General features: G+C 71.2%; 13 protein-coding genes. 10 read left to right on the top strand and 3 right to left on the bottom strand.

Going from position 1 to position 17,619, the window contains the following annotated elements:
• Positions 1-41 precede the first annotated feature (41 nt).
• The 6 genes from PKE75_RS12065 to PKE75_RS12040 all read left to right on the top strand — a co-directional run bounded on the left by PKE75_RS12065 (position 42) and on the right by PKE75_RS12040 (position 4,661).
• Positions 42-812 carry a 3-deoxy-manno-octulosonate cytidylyltransferase gene (locus PKE75_RS12065; protein WP_271168972.1) on the top strand — a complete coding sequence of 257 codons (771 nt, stop codon included), beginning with the start codon at positions 42-44 and terminating at the stop codon, positions 810-812.
• A complete protein-coding gene (locus PKE75_RS12060; RefSeq protein WP_271168971.1) occupies positions 809-1,696 on the top strand; it encodes a prephenate dehydratase in 888 nt (295 codons plus the stop codon). Before PKE75_RS12065 ends, PKE75_RS12060 begins: the two co-directional genes overlap by 4 nt.
• A 285-nt stretch (positions 1,697-1,981) precedes the next feature.
• Entirely contained in the window at positions 1,982-2,416 is a 435-nt protein-coding gene (locus tag PKE75_RS12055) for a hypothetical protein (protein ID WP_271168970.1), read from the top strand.
• Positions 2,417-2,418: 2 nt separating this feature from the next.
• On the top strand, positions 2,419-3,306 hold the full coding sequence (exbB, locus tag PKE75_RS12050) for a tonB-system energizer ExbB (protein ID WP_271169187.1): 888 nt from the start codon (positions 2,419-2,421) through the stop codon (positions 3,304-3,306).
• 4 nt (positions 3,307-3,310) lie between these two features.
• Positions 3,311-3,748, top strand: coding sequence for a TonB system transport protein ExbD (exbD, locus tag PKE75_RS12045; RefSeq protein WP_271168969.1), 438 nt, complete (start codon positions 3,311-3,313; stop codon positions 3,746-3,748).
• On the top strand, positions 3,735-4,661 hold the full coding sequence (locus PKE75_RS12040) for a TonB family protein (protein ID WP_271168968.1): 927 nt from the start codon (positions 3,735-3,737) through the stop codon (positions 4,659-4,661). Before exbD ends, PKE75_RS12040 begins: the two co-directional genes overlap by 14 nt.
• A gap of 19 nt (positions 4,662-4,680) precedes the next feature.
• Here the strand turns inward: PKE75_RS12040 and hisE are convergent, their stop codons facing one another.
• Positions 4,681-5,049, bottom strand: coding sequence for a phosphoribosyl-ATP diphosphatase (gene hisE / locus PKE75_RS12035; protein ID WP_271168967.1), 369 nt, complete (start codon positions 5,047-5,049; stop codon positions 4,681-4,683).
• Positions 5,050-5,268: 219 nt separating this feature from the next.
• On the opposite strand from hisE, the gene PKE75_RS12030 reads away from it, so the two are divergent.
• Entirely contained in the window at positions 5,269-6,600 is a 1,332-nt protein-coding gene (locus tag PKE75_RS12030) for a hemolysin family protein (protein ID WP_271168966.1), read from the top strand.
• 11 nt (positions 6,601-6,611) lie between these two features.
• A complete protein-coding gene (locus PKE75_RS12025) occupies positions 6,612-8,027 on the top strand; it encodes a pyridoxal phosphate-dependent decarboxylase family protein (RefSeq protein ID WP_271168965.1) in 1,416 nt (471 codons plus the stop codon).
• Positions 8,028-8,040: 13 nt separating this feature from the next.
• Here PKE75_RS12025 and pbpC read toward each other — a convergent pair whose 3' ends face one another.
• Both pbpC and PKE75_RS12015 read right to left on the bottom strand, forming a co-directional pair.
• Positions 8,041-10,107 carry a penicillin-binding protein 1C gene (pbpC, locus tag PKE75_RS12020; RefSeq protein ID WP_271168964.1) on the bottom strand — a complete coding sequence of 689 codons (2,067 nt, stop codon included), beginning with the start codon at positions 10,105-10,107 and terminating at the stop codon, positions 8,041-8,043.
• A 16-nt stretch (positions 10,108-10,123) separates the two neighbouring features.
• On the bottom strand, positions 10,124-15,331 hold the full coding sequence (locus PKE75_RS12015; protein ID WP_271168963.1) for an alpha-2-macroglobulin family protein: 5,208 nt from the start codon (positions 15,329-15,331) through the stop codon (positions 10,124-10,126).
• Between the two features lie 162 nt (positions 15,332-15,493).
• Here PKE75_RS12015 and PKE75_RS12010 point away from each other — a divergent pair, with 162 nt between their 5' ends.
• Together PKE75_RS12010 and PKE75_RS12005 are read left to right on the top strand one after the other, a co-directional pair.
• Positions 15,494-17,290, top strand: coding sequence for a hypothetical protein (locus PKE75_RS12010; protein WP_271168962.1), 1,797 nt, complete (start codon positions 15,494-15,496; stop codon positions 17,288-17,290).
• Positions 17,291-17,347: 57 nt separating this feature from the next.
• Entirely contained in the window at positions 17,348-17,521 is a 174-nt protein-coding gene (locus PKE75_RS12005) for a hypothetical protein (protein WP_271168961.1), read from the top strand.
• The last annotated feature ends 98 nt before the right edge of the window (positions 17,522-17,619 follow it).

Genomic DNA, 17,619 nt, shown 5'->3' with positions numbered 1-17,619 from the left:
CGAACCCGTCCGGCCACGCCTGTCCGCCGCGAGTGCAAGAGATGCCGACCGTTCGCGCCCCTTCGCGTCCCCTTGTCCTGGTGCCGGCCCGGCTTGGCGCAACGCGCCTGCCGAACAAACCGCTCGCCGACATCCATGGGGAGCCGATGATCGTGCATGTCTGGCGGCGCGCAATGGAGGCCGGCGTCGGCCCCGTCGTTGTGGCGACGGATTCGGCCGAGGTCGCCGACGTCGTGACGAAAGCCGGCGGGCAGGTGGCGATGACGCGGGCCGACCACCCAACCGGTTCGGACCGCATCTGCGAGGCGCTCGGCGCGATCGATCCGGACCGCGACTTCAACATCGTGGTCAACGTGCAGGGAGACCTGCCGACGCTGGACCCCACGGTCGTCCGCCGCAGCCTGACGCCGCTCGAAGACCCCGACGTCGACATCGCGACGCTGGTCGCCGAGATCGTACGCGAGGAGGAGAAGACCGCGCCGAGCGTGGTGAAGATGGTGGGCTCGGAAGTCTCGCCCGGTCGTTTCCGCTGCCTTTATTTCACGCGCGCCACGGCGCCGACGGGGCCGGGACCGCTCTATCACCACATCGGTCTCTATGCGTATCGCCGCGAGGCGCTCGAGCGGTTCGTAAAGCTGCCGCCTTCGCCGCTGGAGACCCGCGAGAAGCTGGAGCAGCTTCGCGCTATCGAAGCCGGCATGCGGATCGACGCCGTGAAGGTCGACGCCGTGCCGCTGGGAGTTGATACGGCCGAGGATCTGGAGCGCGCCCGCCTGATGCTGATCCATGTCGCCGAAGGCGTGCCGTCATGACGGCCAAGATCGCGTATCAGGGCGAACCGGGCGCCAACAGCCACGTCGCCTGCGCCGACGCCTATCCCGCAATGGAGGCTGCGCCTTACGCCAGCTTCGAAGACGCGCTCGAGGCGGTCGCCTCGGGCAAGGCCGACCTCGGCATGATCCCGATCGAGAATTCGGCGAACGGCCGGGTGGCGGACGTCCACCACCTCATGCCGTCCGCGAAGCTGCATATCGTCGGCGAGTATTTCATGCCGGTGCATCACCAGCTGATGGCGGTCCCGGGCGCGACGCTCAAGACGATCAAGACGGTGCAGAGCCATGTCCAGGCGCTTGGCCAGTGTCGCAGGACGATGCGGTCGCTCGGCCTCACGCCGCTGATCGGCGCCGACACCGCGGGCTCCGCGGCGGAGATCGCGCGCGCAGGCGACGTCACGCGGGCGGCGATCGCGTCCGGGCTCGCCGCCGAGGTCTACGGACTGGAGATCCTGAAACGCGACGTCGAGGATTTTCCGAACAACACGACGCGCTTCGTGGTGCTGTCGCGCGATAAGGCCTGGGCGCCGGCGGGGCGCGGGCTGACCGTCACGACCTTCGTGTTCAAGGTCCGCAACATCCCGGCGGCGCTCTACAAGGCGCTCGGGGGGTTCGCCACCAACGGGCTGAACATGACGAAGCTCGAGAGCTACCAACTCGACGGCGGCTTCGTCGCGACGCAATTCTACGCCGACGTGGAGGGCCACCCGAAGGACCCGGCGCTGAAGCGCGCCCTGGAGGAGCTCAAGTTCTTCTCGGTGGACCTGACGATCCTCGGCGTCTATCCCGCTCACGACTTCCGCGTGGCGGCCCGGGCGGTCGAAGCGCAGGCCGAGGCGATCAAGGGCAAGCGCGGCCGGTAAGGCCGCCCTTCCTGCATTGGGCGGATGACAGGCCCGCGCCGCCTGCCCGTCTATCGGCGGCGAAACCGGCACACGCTTGGCGAAGCGGGGCAGGGATCAGGAACCGATCCCGTTCGGCCCATCCGACCAAGCAATCCTGACGCGGATTTTCCGTTTTTTGGCCATGCGAACGGGATATTGTTTGGAATTGGAGGCATTATCAATTGGACCCCGCGGCCTTGAAGTGCGCGCGTCCTGGGCTTAATCGGCACTCGACGAACGACAATCTCGGTTGGGAGTAAGCCTTTGCCGGTATTCGCCATCACGCGCGCGACACGGCTGGCGCGTCTCTTCGCGGGCGCCGCGGCTCTCGGACTTGCGACGGGGCCGGCGGTCGCCGCCTCGGGCGTTTCGATCGAGCTCAACCGGCTCGAACAGCGCGATGCGGCGTGCCGCGTCTCGCTGCTCGTCAGCAACCCCGGCGACAAGGCCTATGACAGCCTGAAGCTCGACCTGGTGTTCTTCGACAAGGATGGGGTGATCTCGCGCCGCCTCGCCGTCGAGGCCGGGCCGATCCGGGCGTCCAAGACGACCGTCAAACTGTTCGACGCCGGCGACGCCCGGTGCGAGGGCGTGAGCCGCGTGCTGCTGAACGACGTCACCGCCTGCGGCGGCGATCAGGATTGCCTCGGGCTCGTCACGACGACGTCGCGGGTCAAGGGCGTGGAGTTCGGCAAGTGACCATCCGTCAATCGGCCGCGGCTCTGCTCGCGGCGGCGCTGCTCGGCGCCGCGCCCGTCTATGCGCAGGCCCCGGCGCAGGAGCCCGCCGCGCAGTCGCTTCCGCCTGCGCAGGTGGCCCCGGCCACCGAGCCCGGCCAGACGCCTCCGCCCGCGGCCGCCGCGTCCGAGACCATGCCTGCGGTGGACTCCTCGCGGCTGCCGCACGACCTCTCGCCGGTCGGCATGTTCCTGGCCGCCGACTGGATCGTGAAGGGGGTCATGATCGGACTCGCCTTCGCCTCGCTCGTGACCTGGACGGTCCTGCTCGCGAAGGCGCTGGAGCTCGCGGCGGTCAACCGGCGCGTCGCCCAGGGTATGAAGGCGCTGGTCGCGGCCCGCACTCTCGACGACGCCCGCCGCGCGCTCGACGGTCGTAAGGGCGCGGTGCCGGCCTTCGTGGCGGCCGCAGACGCCGAACTCGCTTATTCCGGCGACGCCTTGTCGCCTGAGGGCGTGAAGGAGCGCGTCGCGTCGCATCTATCGCGGCTTGAGGCGCAGGCGGGCCGCAAGCTCGCCATCGGCACCGGCCTGCTCGCGACCATCGGCTCGACCGCGCCCTTCGTCGGCCTGTTCGGCACGGTGTGGGGGATCATGAACTCATTCATCGGCATCTCGAACGCGCAGACCACCAATCTCGCGGTGGTCGCTCCCGGCATCGCCGAAGCGCTGCTCGCGACCGCGATCGGCCTCGTGGCCGCCATTCCAGCGGTGGTGATCTACAACGTGTTCGCCCGCGCGATCTCGGGGCATCGCGGCGCTCTCGCCGACGCCTCCGCCGCCGTGCTGCGCCTCGTCAGCCGCGACCTCGACCGGATGGCGACGCCCCGGCTTTCGGCCGCCGCGGAGTAGCGCCATGGCCGCCAGGCTCGATCATTCCGGGGGCGACGAGCTCACGGAGACCCATGAGATCAACGTCACGCCGTTCATCGACGTGATCCTCGTGCTGCTGATCATCTTCATGGTGGCGGCGCCGCTCGCGACCGTCGATGTCGGCGTCGACCTGCCGGCCTCGACCGCGAAGCCCCAGCCGCGTCCGGACAAGCCAGTCTATCTCACCATCAAGTCCGACCTGAAGCTCGCGATCGGCTCCCAGATCCTCGATCCCGCGACGCTGCCGGCGGCGCTCGACAAGGCGACCAACGGCGACCGCGAGCAGCGGGTGTTCCTGCGCGCCGACAAGACGGTATCCTACGGCGACCTGACCGACGTGATGAACGACCTGAGACGCGCGGGCTACCTCAAGATCGCCCTGGTCGCGCTCGAGTCCGTCGGACCTGATGGCGGCCGTTGACGCGCTGAGCCTCGGCCCCGATCCGGCCGGCGGCGACTGGAGACGCTGGGCCGCCGGCGGCGCGCTCGCGCTCGCCTTCCACATCGGCGCGCTGATCCTTCTGCGCGAGACGCCGGAGCCGACGGGGGACGTCGGCCTGCCGGCGATCGAGATGGATCTGACGCCGCCGCCGTCGGGCGCCGCACAGATGCAGGAGGCCGGGGCGAACGCGGAGCAGATCGAGACCGACCCGACGCCGACGACGGAGCCTGACCAGACGGAGGAGGTTCCGCCCGAGGCGGAGCAGCTCGAGGAGATCCAGGACGAGGCCACGCCTCCGGAGGAGCCGGCTGTGACGGCGGAGGCCGCGCCGACCGACGACGTGCAGGATCTGGAGCCGGTCGAGACGCCGGAGGTCGCGGCCGACGACGTGAAGACGCCCGACGACGTTCAGGCCGCGGTCTCGCTGCCGCCGGAGCGCACGGTCGTCGCGCAGGAGGAGGCGCCGGAGCGACCGAAGCGGCCGGCGAAGGCCGCCCCGAAGCGCGAGGCGCCGAACCGCGAACCGCGGGAGAAGCCGACCGACCGACCGACGTCGAAGCGCAAGCTGGTCAACAGTCAGGCCGGCGGAATGGGCGGCGCGTCCAACAATTCGGGAGCGAGCAGCGCGGCCGCTGCGGCGAACTACGGCTCGCGCGTCCGTTCCGCGCTCGCCGCGCAGAAACGGAGCGGCACGCGATTCGAGGGCCGCGCCACGGTGGTGTTCACGCTCAACCGCGCCGGCCGCGTTTCGGGCATATCCGCGTCGGGCCCTCCTGAGGCCGCGGCGGAGGCGGAGGCGATGGCGCGGCGCGCCTCTTTCCCCGCCATGCCGCCGGAGATGCAGCGCGCGTCGGAGACCTACAGGGTGCCGATCACCTTCTCCGTGCGGTGATGAGCGGTCGTCGCCGCCGTCAAAGGTCTGTGGTCAGCTTCGCCTGGGGAATGAAGCCCTTCGCCCTCAGCTGCTCGGATTTCGGCAGCTTCTGGGCGATGCCGTAGAGCCGTTCGCGGCGGTCCATCTCGTCAAACACGTCCTTCGGCTCAACGTCGGCCGCCGACCACAGCACGACGAGGTTGTAGATCAGGTCCGCGCTTTCGCGGATCAGCGCCTCGCGGGCGCCGCTCACCGCCTCGATCGCGACCTCGGCGGCCTCTTCGGCCACCTTCTTCGCCATCTTCGGGACCCCCTCCTGGCGGAGCTTTGCCGTGCGCGAGAGCGCGGGATCCCCGTCGCTCGCTTCACAGACGGCTTTGAACAGTCGGTCGATGGCGTGGGGCATGGGCGAAGCGGGATCTTCCATTCAGGTCAGCTGATTATCGATTGGTTAACAAACAGTTTACATAGCATGTCGGGTGGTATCGGAGGATACCCACATGCGAACGCGGCGGCGCCTCCGCAAGGGCGGCGGTCGCGCATGCCCATGACGGGCCCGCGGAAAGCCGTTATAGTGCGTCGTGATCGACGGACGCGGCGCGTCCGCCTCATCCCCGGACCCTTCATGCCGCTCCTAGACATCGCCGTTCTTCTGGGCCTCGTGCTCCTGAACGGGTTCTTCGCGCTGTCGGAGCTCGCGATCGTCTCGGCCCGAAGACCACGGCTGAAGATGATGGCCGACAATGGCGACGTGGGGGCCGAGCGCGCCATGCGCCTGGCCGACGACCCGTCGAGCTTCCTCTCCTCCGTCCAGATCGGCATCACGCTGATCGCGATCCTGACCGGCGTCGTCGGCGAGGCCGCGCTCGCCGAGCCGGTCGCGGACCTTCTCGCCCGCCTCACGCCCCTCGACGACTACGTCCGTCCGGTCGCGAGCGCGCTCGTGGTGATCTCGATCGGCAGCCTGTCGCTAATTCTCGGCGAACTTGTGCCGAAGCGCGTCGCGCTGTCGAACCCCGAGCCGATCGCGGCCTTCGTCTCCGGGCCGCTGCGGGCGATCGCGATCGGCGGTCGGCCGGTCGTCGTCGCGCTCAACGTCATCTCCAACCTCATCCTCAGGATCCTCCACGTAAAGGAGCAGGACGGCTCGAACGTCACTGAGGAGGAGGTCCGTTCGGTCATCGCCGAGGGCGTCGCCGCGGGCTCGATCGAACCGGTCGAGCGCCGCATGATCGAGGGCGTTCTCGGCCTCGCCGACCGGCCGGTGCGATCGATCATGACGCCGCGGCGCGAGGTGTTCTGGGTCGACATCACCGACGACCTCGAGACCATCAAGACCGAGCTCGCCGAAAGCCCGTTCTCCCGGATCGTCGTCGGCAAGGACGGCTCCGTCGACGACCCCGTCGGCATCTTGCACAAGAAGGACGTTCTGGCCTCGATGATCGCCGGCGGCGCCTTCGACGTCGCCTCGACCGTGAAGGACCCTCTCTACGTGCCGGAGGGGGCGTCGGCGCTCAGCCTGCTCGAGCTGTTCAAGTCGCAGCCGTCCTCCACCGCCTTCGTGGTCGACGAGTTCGGCGGCTTCGAGGGAATCGTAACGTCGCACGACGTGCTGGGCGCGATAGCGGGCGCGCTGCCCGAAGAGCACGACACGCCGGAGGACCAGGACATCCGCCGCCGCGAGGATGGCAGCTACATGGTCGACGGCCGCGCGTCGCTCGACGTCGTGACCGAGACCTTCGCCTTCAACATCCCCCAGCACGCGCAGGGCGAGTTCCACACCGCGGCTGGCCTCGTGATCGCAGCCCTCGGCCGCATCCCGAGCGAGGGCGATACGATCGACGTCGGCGCCTGGACCGTCGAGGTGATCGACATGGACGGGCCGCGAGTCGACAAGCTGATGTTCCGGCCGCAGGGAGCCGAAGCCGGAACGACGCCCGCCGGCGCCGGGATCTGACGCCGGCCGCTTTGAGCGACTTCTCCCTCCTTCGCGCCGAAGATCGGGCGACTTTCACGCAGGCCTTCGAGTCGCTGGCCGCGGCGATCGCAGCCGGGCCGACCGGCCCTGGACCCGCGCTTGCTGGGCGGCCGGAAGGGCTCTTCGTCCGCGCGACGCCGACCCCTCTTGCCGAAGCTGTCGAGGAACTCCTCTCCGAAATCCTGCCGCGCGCGGCTCGCGCCGATCACCCCCGCGCCTTCGGCTTCGTGCCGGCGCCGGCGAGCCCGATCTCGCGGCTGGGCGATCTGCTGACCTCCGCCTTCAATCCGCATGCCGGCGCCTGGCCGCAGGCCGCAGGCCCGCTCAGCGTGGAGCGCGCGTTGATCCGCTGGATGGCGTCCGCGGCGGGGCTGCCCGTGACCGCCGGCGGACTGTTCGTCTCCGGCGGGTCGTCCGCGAACCTCACAGCTCTGGTTGCAGCGCGCGAAGACAAGCTGCCCGAAGGCCGGCTCCGCGACGGCGTGGCCTACGTCTCCGGCGAAACCCACGCCTCCGTACAGAAGGCGCTGCGCGTCATCGGCGTCGCCGCGGACCGCGTCCGGGTGGTCGCGACCGACGACCGCCTTGCGATGGACGTGGGGGAACTCGCTCGCGCGATCGCCGCCGACCGCGCCGCGGGTCTTATCCCCTTCGTGGCGGTGGCGACCGCGGGTTCGACGCGGGCCGGCGCCGTCGACCCGCTGCCCGAGATCGCCGACATCTGCGCGCGAGAAAACGTCTGGATGCATGTCGACGGCGCGTTCGGCGCCTCGGCGCTACTGTCGCCGGCGCATCGCGGGCTGCTCGAGGGGATTGGCCGCGCCGACAGCCTCGCCTGGGACGCCCACAAATGGCTGTTCCAGACCTATGGCTGCGGCGCGCTGCTGGTGCGCGACGAGGCGGCGCTGAGGCGCGCCTTCGTGATCGGTCCCGATTATCTGCAGGATGCGGAGCCGGACGAGGGCGACGTCAACTTTTGGGACCTCGGCCCGGAAATGACGCGGCCCGCCCGCGCGCTGAAGCTGTGGCTGACGCTGCGTACGATGGGCGCCGACGCCATGGGCGAGGCGGTTGCGCACGGCTTTCGGCTCGCCGAATGGGCCGAGGACGAGATTTCGGGGACCCCGGGCTGGCGCGTCCTCTCGCCGGCTCGGATGGCGATCGTGACGTTCCGTTTCGAGGAGGACGGTCTCGACGCCGAGACGCTCGACGCCGTCAACCGGGCGGCGGCGCGAAGACTTTTGGAGGACGGCTTCGCGATGGTCGGGACCACGTGGATTTCGGGCGTGCTGGGCCTCAGGATCTGCGCGCTGCACCCGGAGGCGACCGAGCGGGACATGCGCGAGACGGTGCGCAGGCTCGACCGCTTCGCGCGGAATGCGGCGGGCCTTTCCGCTCCGAGGTAAAGCTGGCGGCTTGTCACGAGCCGCGCTCCAGCCTGACGGCCGCCGACGCCGTCGCGCCGGTCGCGTCCATCACGGTCACGCGCGAGAAGCCGGGGCCGGCGACGGGCCACAGCGTCTCGCGGCGACGCTCCGGCGGCAGCGGGCGGCCGTCGACCAGCCAGCGGAACGGCGCGACGCCGCCCGCCGCCTTCAGCGCGAGCTCCGCGCCGTCCTCAACCTCGACCCGCGCGCCGTCCGGCGGGTAGGCGACGACCAGCGGCGCGGTTTCACGCGCGCCGAGCACAGGGGCTGGAGCGCCGGACGGCCGGAAGCGCTGGAGCGGGGCTGGCAGGTCGCCGAAGGCGACCGCCGCGCTGTCATGGGGCAGGTTCAGCGGCGTCAGCGGTTCGCCGGTGCGGGCGAAGGCGTCGAACAGGATCGGGGCCGCCGCCTCGCGCCCGACGAGCCCCGCGCTCGACGCGCCGTCGGGGCGCCCGGCCCAGACCGCGATCACGCTGCGGCCGTCGAAGCCGATCGCCCAGGCGTCGCGGTAGCCGTAGGAGGTGCCGGTCTTGAAGGCGAGCCGGCCGCCGAGGGCGGCCTCCGGCGGCGGGCTCTTCAGCAGCGCGGCGGCGACCTGGGCGGCCGCGGTCGGGTCCGCCAGCCGCCGACCGGGCGCGTCAGGGCCGGAGAGCATGGCGGGATCGTCGGTCAACGGCACGGTCGCGCCGCCGCGGGCGAGGCCGGCGTAGAGCGTCGCGAGGTCGACCAGCCGCACGCCGACGCCGCCCAGCGCGACCGCGAGCCCGGGCGTTTCGCCGGCCGGCAGCGACGCCTGCGCGCCGGCCGCCTTCAACCGCGCCACGAAGCGCGCCGGGCCGACGGCGTCGAGCAAAGCGACGGCCGGGATGTTGAGCGACAGCGCCAGCGCCTCGCTTGCGCTGACGGTGCCATGAAAACTCTGGTCGAAATTGCGCGGGGCGTAGTCGCCGAAGCGCGCGGGGCGGTCCTCGATCAGCGTCGCGGGCACCGCGATCCCGTTCTCGAAGGCGAGCGCATAGATGAAGGGTTTCAGCGCCGATCCCGGCGAGCGCACGGCGCGGGTCTGGTCGAGCGAGCCGGCCCGGGTCGCGTCGAAATAATCGGCTGAGCCGACCGAGGCCTCGATCGCGCCGGTGGCGTGGTCCGCGACCACGATCGCGACCGAGAGCCCCGGCCCAAGCGCCCGCGCCCGATCGCGGGCGAGGTCTTCCAGCGACCGCTGCATGTCGCGGCGGATGGTGAGGCGCGCGACCCCGCCTGGACCTGCGCGTCGCGCGGCGTCCTCCGCCAGATGGGCCGCCAGGTTCGGGAACGCGCGGCGCCCGTCCGGCACGGGCTCGTCGCGGGCGTAAATGGCTTCCGCCGTGGGGATCGCGCCGGCCTCCGCCAGACGGTCGAGCACACGGTCGCGCGCGGTTTTGGCCGCGCACCGGTCGCGGTCGGGCCGCCGGGCCTCCGGCGATTGCGGGATCGCGACCAGCAGCGCGGCCTCGGCCGTCGAAAGCCGCGCCGGCTCCTTGCCGAAGAAGGCGAGGCTCGCCGCCCGCACGCCTTCCAGATTGCCGCCATAGGGCGCGAGCCGGAGATAGAGATCGAGCACGCCTGATTTGCCGACCTTGCGCTCCAGCGCCATCGCCGCGCCCGCCTCGCGCCATTTGCGGACGAGGGTGCGGGAGCGGTCGGGGGTCAGCAGCCGCACCACCTGCATGGTGAGCGTCGAGCCGCCCGAGACGATCCCGCCGTTTCGCGCCGCCTGAAGGCCCGCGCGCAGCGCCGCGACCGGATCGACGCCGGGATGGGTGAAGAAGCGCTTGTCCTCGTAGGCCAGCAGGAATTTGAGGAAACGCGGATCGACCTCGCTCTGCGCGACCGGCAGGCGCCAGGCGCCGTCGCCGGCCGCGAACGGGCGCAGCAGCCGACCGTCGCGGTCGAGCACGAGGGTGGAGAGCGCAGCCGACCGGCCGGGCGTCGGCGCGGGGATAGACGCGAGGCTGATCGCTGCGAGCGAGCCGCCGAACAGCGCGATCAGGGCCGCGGCTGCTGCGAGACGCTTCAGCATGGCGTCGCGGGTCTCATCACTTCGCCGCCGTCACCTCGACCGTTCCGGCGCCGGTGCGCGCGAAGCGGTCGGCGCGGTACATGTCCTCGACGGAGGCCGCGGGCTGCGCGTAGCGGCCGGGCGCCACCGCCCGCACGACATAGGCCGCAGAGTAGATCGCCGGGCCGTCCGCCGACCGGTCGAACGCTGCGACGAAGCGGTCGTCGCGGAATTCGGAATGGACGGGCTGCGGGGCGTCGTCGCCGCCGAGGAAGGCGAAGGCCTGCGTCTTGGCGCTGGTCACGAGCTCCGGATTGTCGATCTCGAAGCCCGCCGGCAGGCGGTCGACCACCAGCACGCGGCCCGGCCGCGGCTCGGGCTCGGTGACGGTGAGCGCCACGACCAGCCGCGTGTTCTGCGCGACCTTCGACGGGTCGGTCTCGACGCCGGCCGAGGTGTAGTAGCGCCGCTCCAGCCGGAAGCCGTTCTCGGCGGGAGACTCCGGCGCGATCGGAGAGCCTGTCACGGTCACGACGGCCTCGATCGGGGTTTGGCCGGCGTTCGTGACCGTCGAGGGCTTCTGCGCCAGCCGCTCCGGCGGGAAGGTCTCGTCGAGCGCCCCCTTGCGGGCCTCGCCGTCGACTGTGAGCGCGAGATCCGCGGACTGCGCCTTCAGCCCGCGGGCGGCGAGCAGCAGCCAGGCGTTCTCCTGCGTGGTCAGATAGGACCGGTCGCGCCGGGCCGTCCCGATACGGCGGAGGACGCCGGGAGCGATCGCCGTGCGGGATTCGGACGCGAGCGCCACGATCGCGGCCTGGTCGCGCAGCGGCGAGCCGAAATCGGTGCGGTCGGCGTCGTCCGGCGGGGTGATCTCGGCCGCGGCGAAGGCTTTCGCCGCCCGCGTCGCATCGCCGGCCTGCGCGAGCGCCGCGCCGATCTGGGCGCGGGCGAGCGGGCTTGCGAACTCCTCGATCTTGACGTCGGCGAGGTAGCGCAGGTCGCCGAGCAGCGGACGGCCGGATTTCGCCAGCACGTAATGGGCGTAGGCGATGTCGCTCTCGGTCGAGTCGTTCCGGAGGCCGATCGTGTTGCGGAGGTTGTCGAGCGCCTGTGAGAACGCCGTGTCCGGCACCGCGAAGCCCGCGGCGCGGGCGCGGCCGAACACGTCGGCGACGTAGGAATCGAGCCAGAGATCGCCGCCTTCCGCCGACCACAGGCCGAACGAGCCGTTCGAGTCCTGCCGCGAGAGGATGCGGGCGATCATGTCGCCGGCCTTCGCCTTGACGTCGTCCGGCGTGGCCCCGGCGGTCTGCGAGGAAAGGCCCTGCTGATCGCCATAGATCACGGCGAGCAGGCGGCTCGAGAGCTGTTCGGAGCAGGCGTAAGGGTAGCCGTCGAGCGCGAGCTTGAAGGTCGCGCCGTCGAGCATGCCGGGCTTGTTGACGGTGAGCGCGACCGATCCCGTGCCCTGCACGATGTCGGCCAGCATGTCCGTCGAGACCGTGACGCTCGCGCCCTTGGCGAGCGCGATGACGTTGCGGCGGGTGACCGGCGCCGTCGCGGGCTTCACATCGAGCGCGAGCGCCTGGGCGAAGGTCTTGCCGTCCGGGCCCTTCAGCGTGACCTCGACGCGGCCGGCGCCGATGCCGGCGGCGATGACCGGAACGTCGATCGCCGCGCGCGCCTTCGCCGCCAGCGTCAGCTTGCGCGAGCCGCCTGAGGCCTGCAGCGGGCCTGAGGCTGCGACGTCGAGCTGGTAGTCGCCGGCGGGGCCGGAGACGTTGTCGAGGTCGATGTGGAGGCGCGACTTGTCGCCGTCCGCGAGGAAACGCGGCAGGGCGGCCGTCACCACCACGGGGTCGGCGACCACGAGGTCCTTCGAGGCGTGGCCTAGCTTCGCCCCGCTCCAGGCGACCGCCATCAGCTTCACCGTGCCGTTGAAGGCGGGAAGCTCGACCGGGATGACGACGGTTCCGTCCGGACCGACGGTCACGATTCCCGAGAACAGCGCGAGCGGTGCCTGGGTCGGGGTGTCCTGCAGGCCGCCGGAGCCGCTGTCGTCGCCGCCGGAGCGGATCCGGCCGGCCTTGGCGTTCATGCCGTCGATCAACTGTCCGTAGAGGTCACGGATCTCCGAGGCGAGCCGGCGCTGGCCGTAGACAGCCTCGTCAGGAGCCGGGGCTTTGTAGCCGGTGAGGTTCAGGATGCCGACGTCGACGGCTGCGAGCGTCACATAGGCCTTCTCGCCGGATGCGAGGTTCGCAAGTCGGATGGGGACGTCCAGCGAGCGGCGCGGCTCGCTGCTGGCGGGCGCGTCGATCGAAACGCCGATGGTGCGGTCGGCGGCGTCGATCTGGGCGTGCGCCACGCCGACGGCGCGGCCCGGCATGCGGCTCGCCTTGGCGTCGAGCGGGCGGTGCACGAAAGCGACGACATAGGCCCCCGGCCGCCAGTCCTCGGTGACGGGGAAGCTCGTTGTCGCGCCCGTGTCGGAGACGTCGAGGGTCTTCTGCGCGACGACGCCGGCGCCGACCACCATCACCGTCGCCTTGCCGGCGAAGCGCGAGCCCAGCGTGACCGTCGCGGTCTCGCCCGGCCTGAAGCTCGGCTTGTCGAGCGCGACGTCGAGCATGTCGGGCGTGTCGGCGGATGCGGCTGCGAAGAAACCGCTGTCGAACGAGACGCTGGTCGCAGGGCCTTGAGGATCCGCGCTCGTCACCTCCAACCGGTAGCGGCCGTAGCTCACCTTCGCTTCAATCTTCGCCGCGGCGTCGGCCGCCACGTCGAGCTTGCCGTCGGCGACGCGTCGGGTGCGGTTCACCACCTCGAAGTTCCAGCGCCCGTTGGTCGCATACCACTGGTAGCTGCTCTCGATCCGCACGAGCTGCCATGTCAGCCCGGAAACCGCCGCGCCCTTTCCGGACGGCGCCACGACGCGGACGTCGAAGCGCGCGCTCTCGCCGTCGCCGACGCGGTCCTTGAACAGCGGCTTCACCCCGATGCGGTCGCCCTTGGCCGCGACCGGCAGGATCAGCTTGCGCTCAAGCGTGCGCCCCGAGGGCTCGGCGAGGCGGAGCGCGATCTCGGCCTCCAGCGGGCGGGTGGCGTCGGGAAGCGCGGGCTCAGAGATCCGGACGCTCGCCTTGCCAGAGGCGTCGGTGCGGCCGAGACCGTCGAGCGGGGTGCGGACCGGCGCGACCACCTCGTCGGACAGGCCGAAGCGATAGCCCTCGAAGCCGGCGAGGCCGCCATCCGCGGCGCGCAGCTTGACGTCGCCCTCGATCGCGAGGTCGGCCGCCGGCGCGCCGTAGAGCCAGCGCCCGTCGACGGTAACCGTCGCCCCGGCCGCGTCGAGGCTCGGCGACGAGCTTGAGATCTTGAGGTCGAGCCGTTCGGGGACGTAGTCGGCGACAAGGAAGCTGGTCTCGCCGATCGCCGCGCCCTTGGCGTCGGCCAGCGCCTCGACCCGCCACGTGCCTTCCTGCGCCTGGTCGATCAGCGCGACGTCGAGCGTGCGGCCGCCGGCGCCGGAATCGGTCGTCACCACCCGCCGGTCCTCGACGCCGTCGGGCCGCTTCACCACAAGGGTCAGCGGCAGGCCGTGGACGCCCTTGCCGCGGTCGTCGCGCAGCAGCGCGGTGAGGTGAACGGTCTCCCTCGGCCGGTAGACGCCGCGCTCGGCGAACACCTGCGCGTCGAGCGGGCCCGGGGCCGCGCGGCCGCCGACGCCGCGGTCGGACAGGTCGAAGCCGGGCTTGGTTAGGTCGAGGAAGCCGTAGTCGCCCTGTTTCGCCGACGCCACGAGCACGGCCGGCGCCTGTCCGCCTTCACCGCGGGTCAGGCCCGGCTCGAAGGCCGCGAAGCCTTCCTCGTCGGTCGTCTTGGTCGCCAGAACCTCATTGTCCCGGGCGATCAGCTTCAGCTCGACGCCGGAAAGCGGGCCGGCGCTCGCAAGCGAACGCGCGAAGGCGCGCACGCCGTCCGCGCCGGAAACCGCAGTCAGGCCGAGATCGGACACCACGAACCATTGCGTCGCGCGGCTCTCCCAAGGGTCCGCCTCGATCGCGTTTTTCGCCCGCGCCGCCATCACATAGACGCCGGGCTTCAGGTCTGGCACGGCTTCCGAGATCGGGAAGGCGGTGGTCACGTCGGCGTTTTGCTGCCGCTCGACGGCGAGTTCGCCCTTGTAGACCGAAGCCGCCGTGTCGCTCCTCAGCTTGTCGAGGTCGTCGCCGCTCAGCTGCTTCTGGAAGTCGCCGGAGACGACCGCCTGCGCGAGGCTGCGGTCGCCGATGCGGAACACCTCGACCACAGCCGCGTCGACATTGGTGGAGACGACAGGAAGGCCCTGCTGGCCGGTCGATGGCAGCACGTAGTTCCGACCCGTGAAGCGCACCGAGGGCGAGCGGTCGCGGACGTAGATGTGGAAGTCCTTGGAGGACGGCAGCGGCTCGTCGACGTTGGAGGGCAGGCCGGCGCGGATCGTGAGGTCGTAGGTCTCGCCGTGCTTCAGCCCGTCGACGCAGAGTTGCTGGTCGTTCGCGGTGACCGCGGGCGAGTCGAATCCCTTGAGCATGACGTACGGCGCGAAGTCGACGCGGCCCTTGGCGAGCTCTTCGGAGAACTGCACGCAGGCGCGGGGCGCCGCCGCGTCGCTGTCGACGGAATAGTCGAGCGCGCGGAAGCCATGCTCGGCGCGCATCGCCTCGTAGGCGTTCTTGACCTCGACGCTGTCGACCTGGGCGAGGCTCGCCTTGTAGGCGTCGAGCGCCGGGCGCCAGTCCTCCTTGGTCGCAAAGGCGTTGGCGAGCACAGCGAGCGCGCGGGCGCGGGTCTTGGCGTCGGTCGAAAGCTCGTAGGCGCGCCATCCGGCGCCGATCGCCTGGTCGCGCAGGCTCTCCTTCTCGGAATAGTCGTCGGTCTCGACGCGGGTGAGCGCGACCGAGAGGTTGCGCCAGGCCTGCTCGCTGTTCGGGTCCTTGCCGGCCGCGAGCGCCATGGTGACGGCGGCCTCGCGCCAGCTGCCCGCGCGGATCTGGACGACGCCCTGCTTGATGAGGTCGGCGGCGTTCCGAGCCTCCGACTGCGCCTCGCGATTCACCCGCGCCTCGAGCTTCAGCGCGCTTTCGGTCGCCTCCTGATTCTGGAAGCCGCCCTTGGGCGCTTCGGCTGTCGCCGGAGCCGCGAACAGAGCGAGCGCCAGAACAGCCGCCGCGACCCCGAAACCGAGACCCTTCGCCGCCATTCGGCCCCCCGCAATTTGTTGTGTTGTTGGCCCGCGCATCCGGCGCGAGCGGTCGAGGATAGTACCACCCGTGCGACGTGAACAGACGCGGCCCGATTCACCGCTTCCTAACCTTAGTCGTGCGAGACCTTCTCAAGGTTTGCGAGCGGCGGGACGGCGGACATGGCGATGTCTCATGCGGCGGGGGGCGCCGTGGCGCCAGGCCACGCGCGCGGAGCGCTGTTCGAAGGCGCAGGCTCCGGCCTGATCGTCTTCATCTGGGCGGTCTATGCGTTCGCCATGGCCTATGGCGCTTTCGGCGGCGCGATCGAAGCGCTCTCGACCGACGACGCCGCGCGCCTCGCCGAGGTGAACGATCTGCTGGCCGGCCAGAGCTGGTTCGACCTCACGCAATACCGTCTGAACCCGCCGGACGGCGTGGTGATGCACTGGTCGCGGGTCATCGACCTGCCGATCGCGCTGATCCTTCTCGCGGCGGAGCGGCTGTTCGCGCAGGACGTCGCGCTCCGGCTGACGCTGACGTTGTGGCCGCTTCTGCTCCTGCTCCCCGCGCTGTTTGCGGTCGCCTCGGCAAGCCGGACGCTGGCCGGGCCGAGCGCCGGGGTGATCGGCGCGTTCATGCTGGTGATGTCGCCCGGCGTGACGCAGCGCTTCGCGCCTTCGGCGATCGACCATCATGGCGCGCAGGTCGCGCTCGCGCTCACCCTGCTCGCCTGCGCCCTGCGGATCGAGACCTCGGCGCGAGCCGCGGTCGGCGCCGGCGTCTGCGCCGCGCTGATGACCGCGATCGGCATGGAGACGGCGCCGCACGTCGCGGTCTGCGCCGCCGTCATCGCGCTGCGCTGGGCGGTCACGGGGGACGCGATGGCCCGCGGCGCCCGTCTGTTCGGGCTGACTTTCGCGGCCGGGACCAGCGCCGTCGCGCTCGCCACCCTGTCGCCGGACAGCTGGAGCGCGCCGGTGTGCGACACGCTCGGCGTCGGGCATCTGGCGATCGCGATCGTCGGCGGCCTCGGCCTCGCCGCGGCGACGTCGTTTGCGCGCGGCGACGTCGTCTCCCGTTTCTTCGGCCTCGCGCAGGTCGGCGTCGCAAGCCTCGCCGCGCTCGCGATCGCTTCGCCCAACTGCTTCTCCTCGCCTTACGCCGCGCTGCCGGAGCGGCTCCAGACCGGCTGGCTGGCGCGGGTTCAGGAGGCGCAGACCTTCGTCTCCTCGGCGATCAACGAGCCGACCGCGTCGGTCGCGATCGGCCTGCCGCTGCTCGCCGTGCTCGGCGTCGCGATATGGGCGATGGCGACCGCGAAGCCCGAGGCGCGATGGCGGGTCGGCGTCGCTGTCGCCATGTTCGCGGCGGCGCTCGGCGTGACGGCCTGGCAGGTCCGCGGCGTCAGCCTCGCCTTCGCGATGGCGGCGCCGCTGCTGCCGATGGCGGTGCTCGCGATCGGGCGGACCGGAGACGCGCTCCGCACGGTGCTCGCCGTGATCGCCCTGTCGCCGGCGACGCTTGCGCTGGTCGGTTTGGGGGTTGCGGACGCCGCGGGGCTCGAGCCGATCGCCGCCGGCGGCGCGGCGAAGCGTTGCCCGTCCGCCGACTACCTGGCGCTCGGCGCGCTGCCGCTCGGACTTGCGCTCAACACCATCGACACCGGACCGTACATCCTCGCATTGTCGCCGCTCGCCGCGGTCGCGGCGCCGTATCATCGCAACGTCGATGGGCTGACGGCGGCGATAGACGCCTTCCAGGGGAGCGAGGAGGCGGCGCGCGCCGTCGCCGTGTCCCGCAACGCCACCTATGTCGTGGTCTGTCCGCTCGACGGCGGCGTGACGCCGGAGGCTTTAGCCCATCCCGGCGGCTTCTCCGACATACTGGTCTCGGGCAAGGCGCCGGCCTGGCTCGAGCCCATTCCGCTCGGGCCCCACGCCAAGCTGCTCGCTTTCCGCGTGCTCGCGGGGCGCTGAGACGCTGGGCGGAGCGGGCGCTTCCGCCCGACGTGAACCCCGCGCTAACCTGCGGCTATGGTCCCGCCCGATTCGTCCGATCCGAAGCGCGCATCCGGCCGTGCGTCCGAGGTCGCGGCGCGCGAGGCCGAGCGGCGGGAGCGGCTGGCGGCGGCGCTTCGCGAAAACCTCCGGAAGCGCAAGGCGAAACCCCGCGAGAAGCGCGATCCCGCCGAGCCGAAGCCGGAGTGAGCGCCGGTCTCTTCGTTGTGCGAGAGTACCGCTTGAGCTAGACCGCGCGTTTCGCGTCGGCCGAGCCGGCGATCCCCCAAGGGCGCTTCATCGGCGCC

The organism is Hansschlegelia plantiphila, from assembly GCF_027922265.1.
Classification (GTDB): Bacteria; Pseudomonadota; Alphaproteobacteria; order Rhizobiales; family Methylopilaceae; genus Methylopila; species Methylopila plantiphila.
This window is presented reverse-complemented; position numbering and strand designations above follow the sequence as displayed.

Bases quoted from the DNA above. Each gene is read 5' to 3' on its own strand.
- PKE75_RS12065 (WP_271168972.1), top strand. From the start codon at position 42: ATGCCGACCGTTCGCGCCCCTTCGCGTCCCCTTGTCCTGGTGCCGGCC.
- PKE75_RS12060 (WP_271168971.1), top strand. From the start codon at position 809: ATGACGGCCAAGATCGCGTATCAGGGCGAACCGGGCGCCAACAGCCAC.
- exbD (WP_271168969.1), top strand. From the start codon at position 3,311: ATGGCCGCCAGGCTCGATCATTCCGGGGGCGACGAGCTCACGGAGACC.
- PKE75_RS12040 (WP_271168968.1), top strand. From the start codon at position 3,735: ATGGCGGCCGTTGACGCGCTGAGCCTCGGCCCCGATCCGGCCGGCGGC.
- hisE (WP_271168967.1), bottom strand. From the start codon at position 5,049: ATGCCCCACGCCATCGACCGACTGTTCAAAGCCGTCTGTGAAGCGAGC.
- PKE75_RS12030 (WP_271168966.1), top strand. From the start codon at position 5,269: ATGCCGCTCCTAGACATCGCCGTTCTTCTGGGCCTCGTGCTCCTGAAC.
- pbpC (WP_271168964.1), bottom strand. From the start codon at position 10,107: ATGCTGAAGCGTCTCGCAGCAGCCGCGGCCCTGATCGCGCTGTTCGGC.
- PKE75_RS12015 (WP_271168963.1), bottom strand. From the start codon at position 15,331: ATGGCGGCGAAGGGTCTCGGTTTCGGGGTCGCGGCGGCTGTTCTGGCG.
- PKE75_RS12010 (WP_271168962.1), top strand. From the start codon at position 15,494: ATGGCGATGTCTCATGCGGCGGGGGGCGCCGTGGCGCCAGGCCACGCG.
- PKE75_RS12005 (WP_271168961.1), top strand. From the start codon at position 17,348: ATGGTCCCGCCCGATTCGTCCGATCCGAAGCGCGCATCCGGCCGTGCG.